Genomic DNA, 14,740 nt, shown 5'->3' on the forward strand with positions numbered 1-14,740 from the left:
CCGCACGACTGCGAAGCGTGACTCCGGGTAAATCCCGGCGCCTTACGACGTGGTGAATTGTGCGGCGAAATCAGGGCGGGTTGGATCGCCCGCGATCCACACAGACGGAACGAATGGAGGTGACCCCGTGGCTCTGGACATCGGAACACTGGTCGCGAAGATCAAGGTCGACGACGGCGACTTCGACAAGAAGACCGAGAGCTGGTCCACCCGTGGCGCGGCTATCGGGTCGGCCTTCGGCAACGTCGCGGCCGACGCGATCTCTCAGGCCGGGCAGATGCTCGCGGATTTCGTCGGCGACGCCATGGCGGCATCCGACGCCACCGACAAGTTCAAGCAGACCCTGGAGTTCGGTGGTCTCAGCACCGCCAAGATCGACGCGCTCACGAAGAGCACCCAGGCATACGCCGACACCACGACCTACTCGCTCGGCGATATCCAGTCGATCACCGCGACCCTGGCCGCGAACGGCGTCAAGGACTACGACACCCTCGCGATGAGCCTCGGCAACCTGAACGCCGCCGCTGGCGGAAGCTCTGAGACCTTCGGGCGTGTGGGCTCCGTCCTGACCCAGACAGCGGGGCAGGGCAAGCTCACCACCGAGAACTGGAACCAGCTCACGGATGCCATTCCCGGAGCCTCGGGAAAGCTGATGGACGCGCTGCTCCAGGCCGGGGCGTACACCGGCAACTTCCGGGAGGCGATGGAGAAGGGCGAGATCACGGCGGACGAGTTCAACGCCGCGATCACCCAGCTGGGCACCGAGCCCATCGCCGTCGAAGCTGCGAAGTCCACCGAGACCTTCGAGGGTGCAGCGGGCAACCTCGCCGCGACCATCCAGGGGAAGCTCGTCGCCGCCCTCGATGTGGTCAAGGGGCCGATCAACGATGTCACCAACTTCCTGGCTGACCTGATCGCCAACTCCAACGTGTTCATCCCCATCGTCGCCGGGCTCGGGGCCGTCATCCTCGCCGCCCTCGCCCCAGCAATCTGGGCCGCAGTTGTCGCGACTGCCGCATGGACCGTCGCACTGCTGGCGAACCCGATCACCTGGATCGTGCTGGGCATCGGGCTCCTCGTGGCGGCGATCGTCTGGCTCATCATGAACTGGGACACGGCCGTCGCCTGGATTTCCGAGATCTGGGGCGGCTTCATGACCTGGATCGGTGACGTGATCGACGGGTTCGTGTCGTGGTGGAACTCGGTCTGGTCGGGCTTCGCGTCCTGGATCGGCGAGGTGTGGGTCGGCTTCACCACGTGGATCTCGAACGTGTGGAATGGCTTCATCGGCTGGCTGATGGGCATCGTCAACGGCATCGTGTCCTGGTGGAATGGCATCTGGTCTGCTGTCGGCGCGTTCATCTCGTCCGTCTGGCAGGGCTTCGTCAACACCATCACCGCGATCTGGAATGGCTACGTGTCGTGGATCATGTCGGTGGTCAACGCCTTCGTCGGCGCGTGGAACTCCACCTGGTCACGCGTCGGTCAGATCATCTCCGATGTCTGGAACAACATCGTGTCGTTCTTCCAGGGCATCCCGGGCTCGATCAACGCGCTGCTGTCGGGTGCGGGCGAGTGGCTGTACAACATCGGCCGCGACATCATCAACGGTCTCTGGAAGGGCCTCAAGTCGATCTGGAAGTCGGTGGAGTCGTGGTTCAACGACACCTTCGGCGGGATCATCGACACGGTGGCGGGCCTGTTCGGTATCGCCAGCCCGTCGCGGGTGTTCCGCGAGTTCGGCGTGTTCATCGGTGAGGGGCTGATCGAGGGCCTGGACAAGATGCAGGATCCGATCGATGCGGAGTTCCGGCGCATGACGACGGTCCCGCCAATCGATGTCCCCGCCCCGACCTCTAGTGATGCGGGTGCGGACGGTGGCAGTCGGACTCTGATCTACCAGGCCGCTCCGCATTCGTCGTTCGACGCGCAGGAAGCGTTCTTCGACGCGATGGGCTCGCCTCGGGTGGCAGGCTACTGATGGGTGGTGTTACAGCAGGGATGTCCGCCCCACTTGCGGCTGGCGCTTCCGTGACCTCGGACGCCCGCCCCCTGCTCCACGTCGTCGCTGCATCCGCGAGTTCACGGGAGACCCCGCCGGAGCCCGGGGACATGTACTCACGGCTGATTGAGCAAGTGCACGCAGCTGTCGAGGGTGGCATGGAGGTGCCGTGCGCCGGTTCTGAGTCCGCAGCTTGGACATCGGACGATCCGGCGGACCAGGAACGCGCGGCGGATCGGTGCTGGGACTGCCCGCTCGTGTTCCAGTGCCGCGCCTACGCGATCGCGGCGGGAGAGCCTGCCGGAGTGTGGGGCGGTTTCGCGCCCGAGCTGGAACGCGCGCGGAATCGACGCTACCGGCCGAGCGCCGAGGCAAAGCAGCGTGCTAGGGAGCGGAGGCGCGCGCTTCGAGCTGCTCGAAAAGCTGAGGCGGCGCAGGGGGATTGTGCGGACGCATATGCGTACATTTTGATGGAAGGTGGGGTAGATAAAGCCCAGATCAGAAGACAGATTGGAACGCCCACCATGGAGAAAGCCATCGCCACCGAAATCCCCGTCAACACCTGCGCCTGCGGTACCTGCCACGAGCCGGTCGGCCGCAAGGCCATGTACCGCCCGGGGCATGATGCCCGCCACGTGAGCGTGCTCCTCCAGGGGCTTATCAACGAGCACGCAGACGGACGCAAGGTCACCAAGGCACTCGTCGCCGCCGAGGCAAAGCACCTTCCGTCCGAGCGCCTCCGCGCCAAGTTCACCCGCGCGGCCGAGCGACTCGCCGCGAAGCAGAGTGAGGCCGACACGAAGGCGGCGGCGAAGTGACCCCCGAAGAGCACGGCCGGTGGAACGGCACCGACTCGCCCATGCAGGAGACCAAGTTCTGTCGGCGATGTCAGCGCCAGCTCCCGTTGGATGCGTTCGGCAGGGTGCGCGCCGATCGTCCGTGGCTTCGATCCAAGTGCAAGGAATGTGAAGCCGAACGGCGACGCGACAGCCGAAAGGGGGCTCGCCGTGGCGATGCCTGAGCGCCTCACCCTGGACGAGTTCATCGTGGCGACGATGGTCTCTCAGGGACCGGCCGACCCCGGCCAGACCGTTCGGAACCTCCGGGAACTTCGGATACACCTCTCCCGGGCGGCGGCAATGCACGACCCCGACCTCACCCTGGATGACGAGGTCTCGCTCGCCCAGGCACTCGCCATCACGCACGACGCGAACGACCTCGAAGGACTCCGCCATGAGTGAAGTAACAGTGTTTGACCCGAAGGTCTGCACCTCCTGCCGACGAGCCAAGGCACCCTCCGCATTTGCTCCCGACAGCGACGAATGTAAGGCGTGTGCTCAGGGGCGGAGCTTCGCATGACCACTAAGCGCGCCGCCTACTACGCCCGAGTCAGCACCGATCTCCAGATCGACAACACCTCACTCCCGGAGCAGAGGGAGATCTGCGAAGCCGCGATCAAGGTCCGGGGCTGGGAACTCGTCGGTGCCTACGTCGATGAGGGTCTGTCGGGGACTGATGCGAATCGCCCTCAGTGGCGGAAGATGCTCCAGGACGCCCGCGACGGCAAGATCGACGCGATCGTGGTCTCGAAGCTCGACCGGTTCGCACGCAAGGCCGGTGACGCGATCCGGGAGACCGACCGCTTTGCCGAGATGGGCGTCGACCTTGTGTTGGTCAAGGAGCAGATCGACATGAGCACCCCGCAGGGCAAGATGATGCGCACCGTCATGGCCGGGTTCGCCGAGATGGAGCGCGATACCATCGTCGCCCGTACTGCCGCCGGTCAGCGGGCCAAAGGACGCGCCGGGGGATGGGCGGGGTCGAAGCCCCCATTTGGGTGGCGGCTCGAAGGGCTCAAGCGAGACGCCCGCCCGGTGCCGGATGATCGCGAACGCGAGGTCCTCCGCGCGATGCACCGCCTGTTCGTCAAGGACCGGCTGTCCACCGCCGAAGTCGCCGAGCGGCTCAACCTGATGGGAATGCACCCGCGCCAGGCGGCACAGTGGCAGTACCAGACCGTGCGGCAGACGGCTACGAATCCGTCACTGTGGACGGGGGAGACCGAGTGGGGATCGGCAACCACCGGCAACTACCGGCCGCATCGCAAGGTCACGAAGATGAACCGCGACGGGACGCCGAAGTATGGCGACACCGTGAAGGTGCCGCTCGGTGACCCGGTGTTCACCCGGCCGGAGTGGCTGGCACTCCAGAGGGCGGTCAATCGGAAGGCGTCGGTCACGCCTTCCGCGCCGCAGCGGCAGATGCTAACAGGCCGCTTGCTCGGGCCGTGCGACATGGACAAGCACTACGACGGCGTGACCACAAAATCCCGCCCGAACCCGTACTACGTCTGCTCGGGGCGGCGGTACAGGTCGAAGGAACAGCCGCGCTGCTCGTGCCCGCAGATCAAGGGACCAGCGATCGACGAGCCCGTATGGGCGGAAATCGCGGCGATGCTGGCCGACCCCGAGCGCCTGGAACGGCTCGCGCGGCAGTGGCTCGAACTGGACGACACCGCCGACCTGAACGAAGAGGCTCCGATGATCGCGGCCCTGCGCAAGCAGGAGGCGACCTTGGAGCGGGCGATGGGCCGTGCGAAGGACCTGTACCTCATGGCGGATGATCCCGAGGAGCACCGGCAGACGATGGAGCGTCTTCGCGGCGAGCTTGCGGACGTCCGGGAGCGCCTGGAGGGGCTCGCCGCCATGCGCTCCGTGCGGGGCGAACAGGCGCAGCGGATTACGGATGTGGCCGCGCTCGCGGAGCGTGCCCGTGGCCGTCTGGAGGATGCGTCGGCGGCGATGCGACGTGAGGTTGTGGAGCTGCTGGACGTGCGGGTGATCGTGTCGGACATCGTGCAGGGACGGCCCCGCGCGATCACCATTCATGGGGTGCTCGACCCGTCGATGTTCCTGCCCGCCGACGCCGCAGAACGCAAGCCAGCCGAAGCGGCACGCTCCTCCCGCTCGTCTTCCTGATCCTTCCGCTCTCGGTGCTCTTCGCCGTGTATCCGGGACTCTTCATCCTCCGGCTCGGCATCGGCTGACCGCCCGACGAAAGGACCACCATGACCGCACGAACACAGGAGCACCGGCGACGCCCCTGGTATGACGTCACGACTCGGTTCCGCGCCTTCATCGACGACGAAGCGGGTGACGTTCCCGGATGGGTGCTCGTCACGTTGATGACCGCGGGATTGGTGGTGCTGATCTGGGCCGTCGCCGGTCCCGCTCTGACCTCGCTGTTCGAGCAGGCGATCCAGAGGGTCTCGGGGCTCTGACATGGACGACCGGAGTGGTTGCGCGGATGATCGCGGCTCCAGCCCGGTGGAGTTCGTACTGGTCGGAACGCTCCTCACCGCTCTCACGCTCGCTGTGCTGCAGCTCGCGTTCGCAGTGTACGTGCGCAACGTGGTGCACGACGCCGCCGTCGAAGGCGCCTACCACGCGGCTCTCGCCGATACGACCCCGGAGGAGGGCATAGAACGCACCAGAGACGTCATCTCCCGCGCGGTCGGGGCGGACTACGCCGAGGACATCCGAATCGGCGTCTCCGGCGCCCCGCCATACGAGACGGTCGACGTCCGGGTCCGCACGACGTTTCCGCTGCTCGGACTGATCGGCCTTCCCCTGGCGATGGAGGTGGAGGCTCATGCACCCGCCGAGACTTTCGGGGAAGAATGACGAGGGATCGGCCGCCCTGGAGTTCATCGCGGTGGGGGTGATCCTCCTGGTGCCGCTGATCTACCTTGTCATCGCGCTCGGTGCGATCCAGGAGCAGACCTTCGGGGCGGAAGCGGCAGCACGGCACATCGCCCGCGTGATCGCACGAGCGCCAGACGCTGCGACTGCGGCGGACCGCAGCGACGCAGTTCTCGCAGGGATCGTGGACGAGTACGGCCTCGATGAGGACACTGTCGACGTGTCGCTCTCCTGCGCACCGTCCGCCGCGGAGTGCCCGTCGGCCGGCACGATGATCGTCGTCACCGTCACCACGCGGGTACGGCTGCCGCTGGTGCCGGAGGTGCTCGGACTCGATCGTTCGACGGCCGTCCCTGTGCAGGCCGAAGCGGTGCAGAAGGTGTCGCGGCTGTGGGGGACGGGATGAGGGAGCAGGCCCGAACAGCGTATGGCGGGGTCGGCGACCAAGACGAGGGGAGCGTGCTGCTGCTCACTCTCGGCTACGTACTGCTCGCTCTGGCCGTGCTCTTCGTGTGCGTCTGCGCCACCGATCTCTACATCGCCCAGAAGCGGTTGGACGCACTCGCCGACTCCGCCGCGCTCGCCGGAGCGGACGGTTTCACCCTGGCGGTGTACGACGACAGCGTGCGGGCCGAGCTGACCGATGCCGGCGTCGAGGAACAGGCCGACGCTCTCATGAGCGCGCTGCCGGGCGAGGCGTCGATCACCGCCGCGGGCACGCCCGACGGCGTCACCGCCCGGGTGACCGTCGCCGCGGAATGGCATCCGCCGCTGGTGTCCCTGTTCGTGCCCGGAGGTGTGCCGCTGGAGTCGACCGCCACCAGCCGCACGGCCCTGCGATGACGGGATTCTCGGCTCAGCGAGGGTCGCGCAGCTGCGTGAGCAGTCCGTCGAGCCGGGGAACGAGTTGCGGCGGCACCTCGGCGGGCAGGGCGTCGACCGGCCACCAGCGCACGTCCTCCGACTCCTCGCTCACGGTCAGCGCGGACTCACCGTCGACGACGACCGCGATGCCGATGTCGAGGTGCGAGGCACAGGCGCCGAAACGCGAGGAGAGCCCATGGTGGTCGAGGTCGTAGGCGAGAGGGGCGGGCGTCGGCTCGACCACGATGCCCGTCTCCTCGCGCAGTTCACGCAGCGCTCCCGCCACGACCGAATCATCGCCGTGCTCGACGTGGCCTCCCGGCTGCACCCAGAACTGCCCCTTGCGATGGAAGACGAGCAGCGTGTGCTGCAGGGACGCATCGAACACCACGCACGACGCGGTGAGGTGATCGGGTCCTGCCTCCCGATGCACCGGGCCACCCTCTGCCGCGAAGAACGACGCGAAGTCGGCCTGCGCTGCACGGTCTCGTCCCGATCGGGGCACGAAGGTCGAGACCAGTCGGTGGGCATCCGCCTCCAGGGCCTGGGTCATTCCTGTTCCCCCTCGGAGGAGTCGTCGCCGGATTCCGGGCGCTCCCGCGGCACGAACTGCGGGATCCACCGCAGGAACCCCAGAGCGCCGACGAGGCCGACCACGCCCATCGCGGCCGCCGCGAACGGCAGGGCGGCGACAGCCGTGATCGCCGAGACGAGCAGCGGAGCGATCGCCCCGCCCGCGTCGGTGAGCGTGCGCCAGGATCCGAGGAACGCCGCCGGTTCCCGCTTCGGGGCGACGTCGGCGCCCAGGGTCAGCAGGATGCCGCTCGAGAGGCCGTTGCCGACACCGAGGACGGCGGCGAACATGCCGAACCACAGAACCGCCGCATCCACGTCGTGCGTGAGCGACAGGGCGAGGAACCCGGCGCCCATGAGAACCATCGCCGGCATCGCCGCCCACAGTCTGCCGAAGCGGTCCATCACCTGGCCGCTGGCATAGAAGAGCGCGAAGTCGATGGCGCCGGAGACGCCGACCACAAGGGCGATGGTCGAGGCATCCAATCCCAGCGACAGTCCCCACAGCGGCAGCACCACCTGTCGCGCCGAGCGGACCGCCGAGAGCGACGCGGCGGCGAGTCCGAGCCGGCCGAGCACCGCACGCTGACGCCACATGGTCTGGAAGATGCCCAGGCGCTCGATCGTCGGGATCGACCCGCTCACCGCCTCGCCGGAGTCCTCCAGATAGCGCTCGTGAGTGGTCGACGGGACCGGCGGGATCATCTTCTCGGGGTCGGGGCCGAAGAGCACCAGCACGACCATGACCACCAGGCACCCCAGGAAGAACCAGATCGCCGCACTCTCGCTGCCGAACAGCTGCAGGAGCCCTGCGGCTACGAAGGGGCCGATGAAGATGCCGAGGCGGAAGCTGCCGCCGAGCAGCGAGAGCGAACGCGCACGGAAGGCGACCGGCACGCGGGTGGTCATGAACGCGTGCCGGGCGAGACCGAAGGCCGCCGCGCAGATCCCGAGGAGGAAGACCGAGGCCGCCAGCACGCCGAGCGAGGGCGCGAACACCATTCCGAGTCCGGCCACGATGGCGATCACGCCGGCGATGACCATCGTGTACCTCTCGCCGATCTTGCCCACGGCCCAGCCGGCAGGAAGATTGCCGCACAACTGACCGATGACGAGGGCGGAGGCCACGAGGGCGGCGAACGCCACGTCGGCGCCCATGGAGGCGGCGAGCACCGGGATGAGCGGGATCACGGCTCCTTCGCCGAGGGCGAAGAGGATCGTCGGCAGATACACCATGGGCCCGAACTGTCGAAGGACCGTCGATGCACTGCTCACGGCTTCACGCTACTCCCGTTGCAGAAAGGTCTCCGACGACGGGGTCCCCGCGCGGGCAGGCGGCACGTTAGGCTGAGGTGTCATGCTCGAACTAGATCTCTCCGCCGAAATCCAGGCGCTCAGGCACACCTTCGGCGACATCAGCGAGGTCGTCGATGTCTCCCGTCTCCGCGACGACATCGCGCGTCTCAGCGAGGAGGCCGGTGCCCCCGACCTCTGGGACGACACCGAGAACGCGCAGAAGGTGACCAGCGCACTCAGCCACCGCCAGTCCGAGCTCGCCCGCATCACCGGCATCGCTCAGCGTCTCGATGACCTCGAGGTCCTGATCGGGCTCGCCAACGAGATGGGCGATGAGGACTCCGCGCAGGAAGCCCGCGCCGAGCTCGCCGCTCTCACCGACCTCATCAACCAGCTCGAGGTGCAGACGCTCCTCGATGGCGAGTACGACGAGCGCGCCGCGATCATCACGATCCGCTCCGGCGCCGGCGGCGACGACGCCACCGACTTCGCTGAGATGCTGATGCGCATGTACCTGCGCTGGGCAGAGCGTCACAAGTACCCCGTCAAGGTCATGGACACGTCCTACGCGGAGGGTGCGGGCATCAAGTCCGCCACCTTCGAGATCGATGCGCCCTACGCCTTCGGAACCATCTCGGTCGAGGCCGGAACCCACCGCCTCGCCCGCATCAGCCCGTTCGGCTCCGCGGACAAGCGCCAGACGTCATTCGCCGCCGTCGAGGTCATCCCGCTGATGGAAGAGGCGACCGAGGTCGACATCCCGGAGAACGACATCCGCGTCGACGTCTTCCGCTCTTCCGGCCCCGGTGGGCAGTCGGTCAACACGACCGACTCGGCCGTGCGCCTCACCCACCTCCCGACCGGCATCGTCGTGTCGATGCAGAACGAGAAGTCGCAGATCCAGAACCGCGCCGCCGCGATGCGCGTGCTGCAGACGCGACTCCTGCTCCTGCAGAAGGAGCAGGAAGCGGCGAAGAAGAAGGAGCTCGCGGGCAACATCACCGCGAGCTGGGGCGACCAGATGCGCTCGTACTTCCTCTACGGCCAGCAGCTGGTCAAAGACCTCCGCACCGGACAGGAGTCCGGCAACCCGGCGGCCGTGTTCGACGGCGACCTCGACGACTTCATCTCGGCGGGCATCCGCTGGCGCAAGCGCAAGATCGAGGACTGAGTCCACGAAGAAGGCCCCGGAGAAATCCAGGGCCTTCTTCGTGTGCGTGGTCGGTCAGTAGTTCGCGCCCTTGAGGGTTCCGGTCACTTCCTCGTAGCTGAAGAGGATGCACTGCACGGTGCGATCCGACGCGTGGTTCCAGGATGACTTCGTCGGCTGGTAGTAGTAGTAATCGAGCTCGGAGACGTCGTAGGAGACGCCGACGTACGACTCGAACGCCGCGAGGCAGCCGTCCGACGCCGTGACGCCCAGGGCGTCGTCCCCGGGGAACTCGCCGTCTTCGACGTCGAAGATGAGGTAGATCTCGTCGGTGTGGGGCTGCTCGCACGGCACGACGGGAAGATCGAAGATCACGTCGTCGTCGGTGTATTCGACCAGCGGGAGGCAGTCGCCGACCTCGAGCTCCTCGAAGGGGACCATCTCCGCACCCTCGATGGCGGAGGGATCCTCGCGTCCGGTGGAGGAATCGCCCTCGGATGACGGGCGATCGCCGGGAGCGGCGAACGGACTGTCGCCGTTCTCCGCGATCGAGGACGTCGCCAGCACGAGGAAAGACACCGCGGCGGCCAGGACCGCGCCGACGACGGCGACGACCACTCCGGTGATGCCAGGCCACTTCCGTCCGCGCAGGAAGAGCGAGATCAGCGACATCACGAAGCCCACGGCGAGCAGTGCCCAACCGGCGATCGCGATCACCGGGAAGCAGGCGCAGACGACGCCGATGACCACGGCGACAAGTCCGATGATGCCCACCACCGGCACTCCGGTCGCGGGCTGCGGAGACGGTGCGACCGGCCACGACGCCGCCGGATATCCGCCGTATGCCGGATACGTCATACCGGCAGGGGACGCGGTCGCAGCGGGCGCGGGCATCTGGCCCGCGAGCGTGTACGGCGGGACGAAGGGTGCCGGTTCGACATCCGCGGGCGGGGTGACGGGTGTGGCCGTCACAGGGGCCTCGGGCGTCGCTGTCGGTTCAGCCGCTGTCGGTTCGGCAGCCGTCGTCTCCTGCGCTGTCGACTCGCCGCCAGGCGCCGGCCTCTCCGTGACGACATGCTCGGTCCACTGCAGACCGTCCCACCACCGTCGGTTCCCGGAGCCGTCGTCGTACCAGCCGGCAGGTGTTGTCATCAGGCTTCCCCGTGTGTCTTTCTCGGTCGGCGAATGCGTGGTGAGGTCATTCTCGCTACGCCGGCCGGTCCTCAGCGGTGTGGCCGTCATGACGACGGTAGCGGCGCGGGGCGCCCTGTGTCGAATGAGAGGACGACCGCGCGAAGAAGGCCTCAGGAGCACGGTGCTCCTGAGGCCTTCGACGTCACTCTGCAGTGCTCAGGGCGTGAAGCACGCGGCGACGGCGTCCGTGTCTCCGAGCACCTCGGCGAAGCCGTAGAGGGCATCGGTGTCGGTCAGGGCGCCATCGCTCTCGGCGATCGTGCGCAGCGTCGCGTTGTCGAGGTCGGAGGCGACGAACAGGTCCGCGAGGCAGGAGATCTGAGGCTCGGTGTATCCCTCGGCTCCGGTGGAAGCGAGGATCGCCGTGAGTCCCTGAGCCACTTCGGGAGCGGTCGGGCGTACGCCGGTGTCGGTCCCCTCGGTGCCGTCGGTTCCTTCAGTCTCGCTCGGGGCGGTCGCCTCGATCGACGGAGAAGAGGTGGGCATCCTGTCGATCTCGTCGCTCACTCCCTGCGCGAAGGCGAAGAGGTAGACGAACGACATCACGATGCCGATGATCGTCCCGACGACCGCGAGGATGAGTCCCGTGATGCCCGGCCACTTCTTGCCCTTGAGGAAGACCGAGACGAGGGAGACGATGAACCCGGCGGCGAGCAGGAAGAAGCCGATGAAGCCGATCACCGGGATGAAGACCAGGATCGTGCCGAGCGCCGCGAGGCCGAGTCCGACGAGTCCGAGGACCGACACCTTCTTCGGCTCCTCGGGGCCGGGCTGCCCGTACCCGGCGGCGGGGTAACCCGTCGTGGTGCCGGGGTAGGCAGGTGCGGCGCCCGGGTAGGAATCCGACGACGGCGCGGCTGCGCCGACCGGGTAGACGGGAGCCGCCGGCGCGGAGTATGCACCGAGGTCGTCGCTGAGCGGGGTCGTCGCCGCCGTCGCCCCGGAAGCATCATTCACATCCTGAGCGGTGAGACCCGCGGAAGCCGTCTGCGACGGATCCGGCGACTCGGGGGAGATCTGCGTCTCCTCGGACGGGTGGACGACGGTGTCATCGATCGATGAGGTCTCCGCGACCTGCTCCTCGACGACGACCTGCTCCTCGGAGACGACCTGCTCCTCGGAGACGGCCGAGGCATCGGTGGTCTCCGGGGCGAAGTGCTCGGTCCACTGCTGGCCGTCCCACCAGCGCTGTCGACCGGATCCGTCGTCGTACCATCCTGCGGGCGTAGTCATGGGTCCCCCTTGAAAGAATTCGGCGGCCACTTCCTGCAGCCGACATCTTCATGTATAGCAGTGGCAGGCGACGTGGCAGTGGCTCGTGGATGGGGAGCAATCCCCATCCGGTCGGAGGACGGAAGCGTCGTGCGGGGTGTCGCTCGCGGCCAGGGGAGAGCCCGCGCTTAGGCTCGTAGCGCCATGATTCGGTTCGAGAACGTCACGAAACGCTACCGCGGGACGTCGAAGCCCGCCCTCTCCGGTGTCGACTTCGAAGTGCAGCGCGGGGAGTTCGTCTTCCTGGTCGGCGCCTCGGGCTCCGGCAAATCCTCCTGTCTGCGCCTGATCCTGCGCGAAGACGTCCCGACGACGGGGCGGGTCGCTGTGCTCGGCAGGGATCTGCGGGCGCTCGCCAACCGCAAGGTGCCGTACTTCCGCCGCCACATCGGATCGGTCTTCCAGGACTTCCGACTGCTGCCGTCGAAGACCGTGTATCAGAACGTCGCCTTCACGCTTCAGGTGACGGGTTCGTCGCGTGGCTTCATCCAGCAGGCTGTTCCGGAGGCCCTGGCGCTCGTGGGTCTCGACGGCAAGCAGAAGCGGATGCCGCACGAGCTCTCCGGTGGCGAGCAGCAGCGTGTCGCGATCGCGCGCGCTCTGGTCAATCGTCCTCAGGTGCTGCTCGCCGACGAGCCGACCGGAAACCTCGACCCCGCCACCTCGGTCGACATCATGCAGCTGCTGGCCCGCATCAACGCGGGCGGCACCACCGTGCTGATGGCCACCCACGAAGCCGGATTCGTCGACCAGATGCAGCGCCGCGTGATCGAGCTGCGCGACGGCGAGATGGTTCGCGATGAGGTGCACGGCGGGTACGGCGACACCTCCAACATCCCGCGCCTCGTCCCGGAGGAGGTGCGTGGGGCCGCGGCAGCGGCCGCGCTCACCGCTGTGCAGGAAGTGCAGCGTCAGACCGCAGACCTCTCCATGGTGCGTGCCGCCCTGACGGAGGAGCTCAGCACGCAGCGCAAGGCCGCGGCCGCGGTCGACCGTGACGGGGAGACCGTGGTTCCCCCGGCCCCGCGCACGGTCGAGCCCCCGGAGCCCGCACGTTCGCAGGCCGATTCTGCCGCGAACGTCGTGGAGCCTCCCGCCGCTGTCGAACCTCCGGCGGTCATCCGCCCGCGAACACACCCCATCACGCTGCCGACGGTCGACGTCGCTGAGCTCGGAGTCGCCGATCGCCTCGGCCTCTCGGATGAAGACGACGAGGAAGTGGGCCCGACCTCATGAGAATCGGACTCATCCTGACCGAAGCCCTCGGTGGGCTCCGGCGGAACATCTCGATGGTGATCTCCGTCGTGCTCGTCACCTTCGTCTCCCTGACGTTCGTGGGTGCGGCGATCCTGATGCAGGGCCAGATCGGCGTCATGCGCGGCTACTGGGCCGAGCGCGCCCAGGTCGCGGTCTACATGTGCTCCGCGGTCTCGGAATCCGAGACCTGTCTCGACGGCGCCGCGAGCGAGGAGCAGGTCGCCGCCGTCCGTGCACAGCTCGAGGGTGATGCGCTCAAGCCGCTCATCAGCTCGATGACGTTCGACACCAAGGAAGAGACCTACGCCAAGCTCGTCGATCAGCTCGGCGCCGACCAGGCGAGCGTGCTCACGCCCGACCAGGCCTTCGAGGTGTTCTTCGTCACCATGAAGGACCCGGGCCAGTCGCAGGTGCTCGCCGAGGCGTTCAGCGGACAGGCCGGTGTGGAGCAGGTCAAGGATCAGCTCCAATACCTCGAGCCGTTGTTCTCCGCGTTGACCGTCGCGACATACATCGCGGTGGGAATCGCTGTCCTCATGCTCATCGCAGCCACCCTCCTGATCGGAACCACCATCCGGCTGTCGGCGTATGCCCGACGCAAGGAGATCGGCATCATGCGCCTGGTCGGAGCGTCCAACCGCTTCATCCAGACGCCGTTCGTCCTCGAAGGCGTGTTCGCCGCCTTCCTCGGCTCGGCCCTGGCCAGCGCCGCGGTCGTGGCCGGCGTGCACTTCGGCGTCAACGGCTACCTTCGGGGCCGGGTCCCGTTCATCACGACATGGGTGACGATGCAGGATGCCGCGCTCGTGGTTCCCGTGCTGATCGGCATCGGCGTCATCCTCGCCGCGCTGTCGGCCGGTTTCGCGATCCGACGCTGGCTGCGTACCTGATAGCCTGAAAGGCTGCTCGGTCGGATCGATCGATCGAGCTCATCACGGCAACAGGAGAGCATCATGCCCAGGGAACGCGGAGAGAAGGTCATCGCGACCAATCGTCGCGCACGTCACGACTACACGATCGAGAAGTCGTACGAAGCGGGGATGGTGCTCACCGGCACCGAGGTCAAGTCACTGCGTCAGGGACGCGCCAACCTCAGCGACGGCTACGCGTTCGTCAAGGGGAACGAGGTCTTCCTCGACTCCGTGCACATCCCCGAGTACTCGCAGGGGCACTGGACCAACCACTCGGCCAAGCGCATCCGCAAACTCCTGCTGCACCGCGAGGAGATCGCCAAGATCGCGCACGCGGTGTCAGCAGGCGGATACACCCTGATCCCGTTGAAGCTCTACTTCTCGGACGGTCGCGCCAAGGTCGAGATCGCTCTGGCGAAGGGCAAGCGGGAATACGACAAGCGCCAGACCCTGCGCGAGCGTCAGGACACCCGCGAGGCCGACCGCGCCATGCGGCTGCGCAACCGCGTAGGGGAGTAGC

General features: G+C 67.3%; 16 protein-coding genes and 1 pseudogene. 13 read left to right on the top strand and 4 right to left on the bottom strand.

The window, feature by feature from the left end; genetic code table 11:
- The first annotated feature begins 127 nt into the window (after nucleotides 1-127).
- The 9 genes and pseudogenes from D514_RS37965 (at nucleotide 128) to D514_RS22555 (ending at nucleotide 6,546) form a co-directional block, all read left to right on the top strand.
- Nucleotides 128-1,981 (top strand): tape measure protein, encoded by a 1,854-nt coding sequence (locus D514_RS37965; RefSeq protein WP_017828537.1) that lies wholly within the window; start codon nucleotides 128-130, stop codon nucleotides 1,979-1,981.
- 179 nt (nucleotides 1,982-2,160) lie between these two features.
- Nucleotides 2,161-2,328, top strand: a pseudogene (locus tag D514_RS39480) (WhiB family transcriptional regulator); the annotation flags it as partial.
- Between the two features lie 198 nt (nucleotides 2,329-2,526).
- Nucleotides 2,527-2,820 (top strand): hypothetical protein, encoded by a 294-nt coding sequence (locus D514_RS39145; protein ID WP_017828538.1) that lies wholly within the window; start codon nucleotides 2,527-2,529, stop codon nucleotides 2,818-2,820.
- A gap of 195 nt (nucleotides 2,821-3,015) precedes the next feature.
- Complete coding sequence (locus tag D514_RS22530; protein WP_236610903.1) at nucleotides 3,016-3,243, top strand: hypothetical protein; 228 nt, start codon at nucleotides 3,016-3,018, stop codon at nucleotides 3,241-3,243.
- Between the two features lie 114 nt (nucleotides 3,244-3,357).
- Nucleotides 3,358-4,980: a recombinase family protein gene (locus D514_RS22535; protein ID WP_017828540.1), complete on the top strand. Its 1,623-nt coding sequence runs from the start codon at nucleotides 3,358-3,360 to the stop codon at nucleotides 4,978-4,980.
- A gap of 89 nt (nucleotides 4,981-5,069) precedes the next feature.
- Nucleotides 5,070-5,282, top strand: a complete 213-nt coding sequence (locus D514_RS22540) for a hypothetical protein (protein WP_017828541.1) — start codon at nucleotides 5,070-5,072, stop codon at nucleotides 5,280-5,282.
- Nucleotide 5,283: 1 nt separating this feature from the next.
- On the top strand, nucleotides 5,284-5,685 hold the full coding sequence (locus D514_RS22545) for a TadE/TadG family type IV pilus assembly protein (protein ID WP_031205427.1): 402 nt from the start codon (nucleotides 5,284-5,286) through the stop codon (nucleotides 5,683-5,685).
- On the top strand, nucleotides 5,654-6,109 hold the full coding sequence (locus D514_RS22550; RefSeq protein ID WP_017828543.1) for a hypothetical protein: 456 nt from the start codon (nucleotides 5,654-5,656) through the stop codon (nucleotides 6,107-6,109). Before D514_RS22545 ends, D514_RS22550 begins: the two co-directional genes overlap by 32 nt.
- On the top strand, nucleotides 6,106-6,546 hold the full coding sequence (locus D514_RS22555; protein WP_051056535.1) for a pilus assembly protein TadG-related protein: 441 nt from the start codon (nucleotides 6,106-6,108) through the stop codon (nucleotides 6,544-6,546). The genes D514_RS22550 and D514_RS22555 overlap by 4 nt, the downstream gene beginning before the upstream one ends.
- 13 nt (nucleotides 6,547-6,559) lie before the next feature.
- Here the strand turns inward: D514_RS22555 and D514_RS22560 are convergent, their stop codons facing one another.
- Nucleotides 6,560-7,120 (bottom strand): NUDIX hydrolase, encoded by a 561-nt coding sequence (locus D514_RS22560; protein ID WP_017828545.1) that lies wholly within the window; start codon nucleotides 7,118-7,120, stop codon nucleotides 6,560-6,562.
- The gene (locus tag D514_RS22565) at nucleotides 7,117-8,415 is read right to left on the bottom strand and encodes an MFS transporter (protein ID WP_031205430.1); all 1,299 of its coding nucleotides are present in this window, start codon (nucleotides 8,413-8,415) and stop codon (nucleotides 7,117-7,119) included. The genes D514_RS22560 and D514_RS22565 overlap by 4 nt, the downstream gene beginning before the upstream one ends.
- An 82-nt stretch (nucleotides 8,416-8,497) precedes the next feature.
- On the opposite strand from D514_RS22565, the gene prfB reads away from it, so the two are divergent.
- Nucleotides 8,498-9,607 carry a peptide chain release factor 2 gene (prfB, locus tag D514_RS22570; RefSeq protein WP_017828547.1) on the top strand — a complete coding sequence of 370 codons (1,110 nt, stop codon included), beginning with the start codon at nucleotides 8,498-8,500 and terminating at the stop codon, nucleotides 9,605-9,607.
- Nucleotides 9,608-9,661: 54 nt separating this feature from the next.
- Here the strand turns inward: prfB and D514_RS38640 are convergent, their stop codons facing one another.
- Nucleotides 9,662-10,738, bottom strand: a complete 1,077-nt coding sequence (locus D514_RS38640; protein ID WP_017828548.1) for a DUF2510 domain-containing protein — start codon at nucleotides 10,736-10,738, stop codon at nucleotides 9,662-9,664.
- A gap of 198 nt (nucleotides 10,739-10,936) precedes the next feature.
- Nucleotides 10,937-12,013, bottom strand: a complete 1,077-nt coding sequence (locus tag D514_RS39150; protein ID WP_017828549.1) for a DUF2510 domain-containing protein — start codon at nucleotides 12,011-12,013, stop codon at nucleotides 10,937-10,939.
- Between the two features lie 183 nt (nucleotides 12,014-12,196).
- On the opposite strand from D514_RS39150, the gene ftsE reads away from it, so the two are divergent.
- The 3 genes from ftsE to smpB all read left to right on the top strand — a co-directional run bounded on the left by ftsE (nucleotide 12,197) and on the right by smpB (nucleotide 14,739).
- Nucleotides 12,197-13,288 carry a cell division ATP-binding protein FtsE gene (gene ftsE, locus D514_RS22580; RefSeq protein WP_017828550.1) on the top strand — a complete coding sequence of 364 codons (1,092 nt, stop codon included), beginning with the start codon at nucleotides 12,197-12,199 and terminating at the stop codon, nucleotides 13,286-13,288.
- Complete coding sequence (ftsX, locus tag D514_RS22585; RefSeq protein ID WP_017828551.1) at nucleotides 13,285-14,199, top strand: permease-like cell division protein FtsX; 915 nt, start codon at nucleotides 13,285-13,287, stop codon at nucleotides 14,197-14,199. The genes ftsE and ftsX overlap by 4 nt, the downstream gene beginning before the upstream one ends.
- Before the next feature lie 63 nt (nucleotides 14,200-14,262).
- The gene (gene smpB, locus D514_RS22590) at nucleotides 14,263-14,739 is read left to right on the top strand and encodes an SsrA-binding protein SmpB (protein ID WP_017828552.1); all 477 of its coding nucleotides are present in this window, start codon (nucleotides 14,263-14,265) and stop codon (nucleotides 14,737-14,739) included.
- Nucleotide 14,740 lies beyond the last annotated feature (1 nt).

Origin of the sequence: Microbacterium sp. UCD-TDU (assembly GCF_000340625.1) — a bacterium.
GTDB lineage: Bacteria > Actinomycetota > Actinomycetes > Actinomycetales > Microbacteriaceae > Microbacterium > Microbacterium maritypicum.